This window comes from Vibrio sp. D173a (assembly GCF_030248475.1).
In genome coordinates this window covers 1-1,022 of the sequence record NZ_JAHGAH010001329.1, presented here as the reverse complement: position 1 = coordinate 1,022, position 1,022 = coordinate 1, and the positions used below count along the sequence as shown (strand labels likewise).

Sequence of the window (1,022 nt, the reverse complement as noted above, 5' to 3'; positions counted from 1 at the left end):
CACTACAGAGAATGTTAATCAGAGTTTAGACGTGATGGTTAACTCGATCGTGCGTATTAATGATCTCGGCCTTGAGATCGCTACGGCAGCGAGCCAACAAAGTGCTGTAACTGATGAGGTTAGTCGTAACATGACAACGATTCAGGGGATGGTGAATGAACTGACTGACAACGGTGCTCAAGCCACTGCAGGCACGGTTCAACTGACCAATAGCAATAAGCAGCTGCTGGCGATTGTTGATCGCTTTAAGCTGCAATAACTTGGACTGAAAATATTACTTATAAGGAGACGTCTCCTTTTTTATTTGTACCATTCAGTGAAGAAACAAACAGACAAGGCTACCTAAGACTCAAAATTAGCGTCGTAATGAGAATTGTTATTAATAATCTGTTACATTTTGCGCAAGTTAATTTAAGAGTAGAACAGTATGGATATTTCTCGTCGTCAGTTTATTAAGTCTTCTATTGCTATATCAGCGCTATCAATCTTGCCCGCTTGTAGTGTTACCTAATCTGTCGATGAAAAAGGACGATACGTATACGACCTGACGGCGGAGCCAGCAACAGCTGAGCTCGTTCCAGGGTACACGACTAAAGTACTTAAAATACCAGCACCTACCATTCGCTGCCGTCAAGGTGAGAAGGTTGTCATCCGTTTTACCAATAAGCTCGCAGAGCCAACCACAATCCACTGGCATGGCTTAAGAATCCCGATTGAAATGGATGGCGTGCCTTTCTTAAGTCAGCCTCCAATCATGCCTGGAGAGACCTTTGTTTATGAGTTTATTCCGCCAGATGCGGGCACCTTCTGGTATCACCCACATATGAATAGCGTTAAACAGCTGGGAATGGGGTTAGTAGGGCTGATCATTGTTGAAGAGTCTCAGCCCGTTGCTTTTGATGAAGAGTTACCACTGATGCTTAAACATTGGCATCTTGATAAGCAAGGGCAGTGGAAGGACCTGATGATTCCACGGATGAGTGCTCGTATGGGCACCCCTGGAGAGTGGAGTAGTGTGAATG

The 1,022-nt window shown here is 44.6% G+C and carries 2 pseudogenes; both read left to right on the top strand.

Features of this window, described 5'->3' with window-relative positions:
* Window positions 1-259 (top strand): annotated as a pseudogene (locus KIV40_RS33155) (methyl-accepting chemotaxis protein); the annotation flags it as partial.
* A 168-nt stretch (window positions 260-427) separates the two neighbouring features.
* A pseudogene (locus tag KIV40_RS33150) lies at window positions 428-1,022 on the top strand (multicopper oxidase domain-containing protein); the annotation flags it as partial.